At 69.8% G+C, this 3,311-nt stretch carries 4 protein-coding genes; 3 read left to right on the top strand and 1 reads right to left on the bottom strand.

Going from position 1 to position 3,311, the window contains the following annotated elements:
* The first annotated feature begins 97 nt into the window (after positions 1-97).
* The 3 genes from RMO85_RS04750 to RMO85_RS04740 are packed head-to-tail and all read left to right on the top strand — an operon-like array spanning position 98 to position 2,951.
* On the top strand, positions 98-1,195 hold the full coding sequence (locus RMO85_RS04750; RefSeq protein WP_310526789.1) for a hypothetical protein: 1,098 nt from the start codon (positions 98-100) through the stop codon (positions 1,193-1,195).
* A complete protein-coding gene (locus RMO85_RS04745) occupies positions 1,192-2,139 on the top strand; it encodes an ATP-binding cassette domain-containing protein (protein WP_310526787.1) in 948 nt (315 codons plus the stop codon). The genes RMO85_RS04750 and RMO85_RS04745 overlap by 4 nt, the downstream gene beginning before the upstream one ends.
* On the top strand, positions 2,136-2,951 hold the full coding sequence (locus RMO85_RS04740; protein WP_310526786.1) for an ABC transporter permease: 816 nt from the start codon (positions 2,136-2,138) through the stop codon (positions 2,949-2,951). The genes RMO85_RS04745 and RMO85_RS04740 overlap by 4 nt, the downstream gene beginning before the upstream one ends.
* A 5-nt stretch (positions 2,952-2,956) precedes the next feature.
* On the opposite strand, the gene RMO85_RS04735 is transcribed toward RMO85_RS04740, so the two are convergent.
* Positions 2,957-3,311 (bottom strand): hypothetical protein (locus RMO85_RS04735; protein WP_310526783.1); only part of this gene is annotated, 355 nt, incomplete at its 5' end.

The following is a 3,311-nucleotide window of genomic DNA, read 5'->3' as shown; positions in this document are numbered from 1 at the left end:
GACGACGACAACGCGGACGATGCAGCGCCAAGGACGTAAGCCAACCGTTAGCGGCTGATGGGGCGAGCCTCTGGTGAGAAGACGTAATGTCGTGAGGGTGACCCGTCTCAGGCGCTGGTGCGTCGTGGTCGCCGGCACGCTGTTGCTGGTGGCCGCGCCGGTCGTGGCGCACCTGCTGCCGACGGCCCAGAGCGAGGTGAGTGCAGCACGGCTACTGAACCAGGCTCGCGAGGCAGAGGACCACTCGTGGTCGGGTTTCGTCGAGACCGAGGGCAACCTCCAACTGCCCGATGCGGACCGGTTCAGCGACGTGGGTGCCCTGTTCGGAGAGCGCACCCGGATGCGCGCCTGGTGGCAAGACGTCAACCACTGGCGGGTCGACCAGATCCTGCTGTCCGGCGAGACCGATCTCGTGCACGAGGGCGAGACGACATGGCGCTGGGACTACGAGCGTCTGGTTGCGAGTCTGAGCCGGGACCCGGAGATCCGCCTGCCACGCACCGCGGATCTCGTGCCGCCGGTCCTGGCCGAGCGGGTGCTGCGCGGTGTCGGACCTGATGACGTTGAGCGAATCGCGGCCCGACGAGTGGCGGGGACGAACGCTTCGGGGATCCGGGTCGTGCCGCCCTCGGACCTGTCCAGCATCGACCACGCCAACATCTGGGTCGATCCGGGCTCCGGAGTCCCCCTGATGGTCGAGCTGCACGCCGAGGGCTCCGGTCAGGCGGAGTTCACCAGTCAGTTCACGGACTTCTCGGCGGACCGGCCGGGCGAAAACGACGTGGGTTTCCAGCCTCCGGCCGGCGTGGACGTGGAGTTCGACGACGTGCTCGACATCGCCGACGCCGCCAACCAGTACGCGCCGGTCCGGCCGCCGCCAGAGGTTGCCGGGTTGGCGAAGAGTGCATCGTCGGACCGGGCCGTCGGGGTCTACGGCCGAGGCATGACGCAGGTGATCGCCATCCCGCTGCGCGACCGGGAGGCCGACGCGCTGCGTCGCCAGCTCGCGACCACCCCCGGTGTCCAGCAGTCGGCGGGTCGCATCGTGCTCACCGTCGGTCTGCTCGGCGTGGTGCTCACCGGGGATCAGCGTGAGGGCGGTTGGTTGCTCGCGGGGACGCTGACCCGCGACGCGCTCGTTCGCGCCGCCGGCGACGTGCTCACCGGGTTCGTCTACGTGGACGATGACCGGTGACCGGCTCCAGGGCGGCGGTGATCCGCACTGAGGGGCTGACCAAACGCTTCGGCCGGATCACCGCGGTGGACGGGGTGGACCTCGACGTGCGGGAGGGCGACATCTATGGGTTCCTGGGCGCCAACGGCTCGGGCAAGTCCACGACCGTGCGGATGCTGCTCGGACTCGTCCTCGCGACGTCTGGGAGCATCGAGGTGCTGGGTGATGCGATGCCGTCCGCGGCCCGCCGGGTGCTGCCGAACGTCGGCGCGATGGTCGAGGGCCCGGCCGCGTACCCCCACCTCTCGGGTCGGGACAACCTGAGTCTCTTCGACGCCATGGGGCCGGGTGGTGACCGGTCCGACCGGCGCCACCGCATCCAGGAGGCCCTCGAGCGGGTCGGCCTGGCCGCCGTCGACGATCGACCGGTCCGCGCCTACTCGCTCGGGATGCGTCAGCGGCTCGGCCTGGCCGGGTGCCTCCTGCGCCGGCCCCGGCTGCTGGTGCTGGACGAACCCACCAACGGCCTGGACCCACAGGGCATCCAGGAGGTACGTGAGCTGCTGATCGAACTCAACAGGGCCGGTACCACGGTCTTCTTGTCCAGCCACCTGCTGACCGAGATCGAGCAGATGTGCACACGGGTCGGGGTGCTCGACCGGGGCCGGCTGGTGCTCCAGGCGGAGCTGGCCGAGCTTCGGGCGCCGACCGGACGGGTGGAGGTGCACACCCCGGACGTGGTCAGGATGCGTGAACTGCTCGACGGGGTGGTCGAGGAGTGTCACGGTCAGCGTCTGCTGGTGCGCGAGGCCGACCCTGCGGCGCTGAACGCGCGCCTGGTGCTTGCCGGCATCCGAGTCACGCGGCTCGGGGTCGAACGCCGCACGCTCGAGGAGGTGGTGATGGCTGCGGCCACCGCCAGCGGGGACCGGTTCGAGGCCGAGACGTCGGGAGCCGACCGATGATCCGGGTCGAGCTGGTCAAGCTGGTCCGCAACCGCCGGACCTGGGCCACGCTCATCCTCATCGATGCCCTGCCCGCACTGGTCGCGGTCCTGCTCGCACTCACCGACCTTGGCCCGAGGCCCGGGACCGGTCCGGCCTTTCTTTCGGCGGTGCTCACCGATGGCACGCTGTATCCGCTGGCCGCGCTGGGCATCGTGTTGCCGCTGTTCCTGCCGATCGCGGTGGCGATCACCGCGGGCGAGGCGATCGCGGGGGAGGCGCAGCAGGGCACCTTGCGCTACATGCTGATTCGGCCCGTCGGCCGCACGCGTCTGCTCGTGGCCAAGCTGGTGGCGGTGATGACCTTCGTGGTGCTGACCGTGATCGTGGTCGCGGCGACGGCGTACGTACTCGGGATCTTGCTGTTGGGCGACGAGAACGTCGCCTCAGGCGTCACGAGCGTCTCGGGAACCTCGCTGTCGACCTCGGAGGTCGTCGGGCGCACCTTCCTCGCCCTTGCCTACGCCGTGTGGTGCATGCTCGGAGTGGCTGCGGTGTCGATGTTCCTGTCCACCATGAGCGACTCGCCCCTCGGCGCCGCCCTCGGCACACTGGCCCTGCTGGTCGCGTCCACGCTACTGCTGACTCTTGACGCCGCCGACCCGCTCCAGCCCTACTTGCCCACGAGGTACTGGTTGGCCTTCGTGGACCTCTTTCGCGACCCCATCCTCTGGCGCGACGTGGTGCGAGGGGTGCTGCTTCAGGGGGTGTACGTCGCGGTGTTCCTAGGAGCAGGCTGGGCCAACTTCATGACCAAGGACATCACCGACTGACGAGGTCACGAGCAGACGGACCCGCTCGGCTCCGTGGGTGCGCCCCGACCCAGGACATCCGTGACGATCGCGATGACCGCCGGTGTCCTGGGTACGTCGGCATGTGCGACATCCAGGCCGGGACAGACCGCCTGCAACCGGATCGCGAGCGCACCCTCGAGTGACCCGGAGTCCGCAGGTACGACGGTCGCATCGTCCTCGGTCCACAAAGCGACCCACATCGGTCCCGCTGGGCTCTCGTCGGCAGCGTACCACGGGCGCAGCTGATCGGAGTCGGTGGCGCGCTGTGAGCTGGCGGCGGGACAGGCCTTCGATCCGCGCGAGCCGGCGAGCGCGGCGAGGTCGGTGCCGTGGTGCGGC

Origin of the sequence: Nocardioides sp. (assembly GCF_031422975.1) — a bacterium.
GTDB lineage: Bacteria > Actinomycetota > Actinomycetes > Propionibacteriales > Nocardioidaceae > Nocardioides.
Note: the sequence above shows the minus strand (reverse complement) of the source record. Positions and strands in the feature narration are given on the sequence as shown.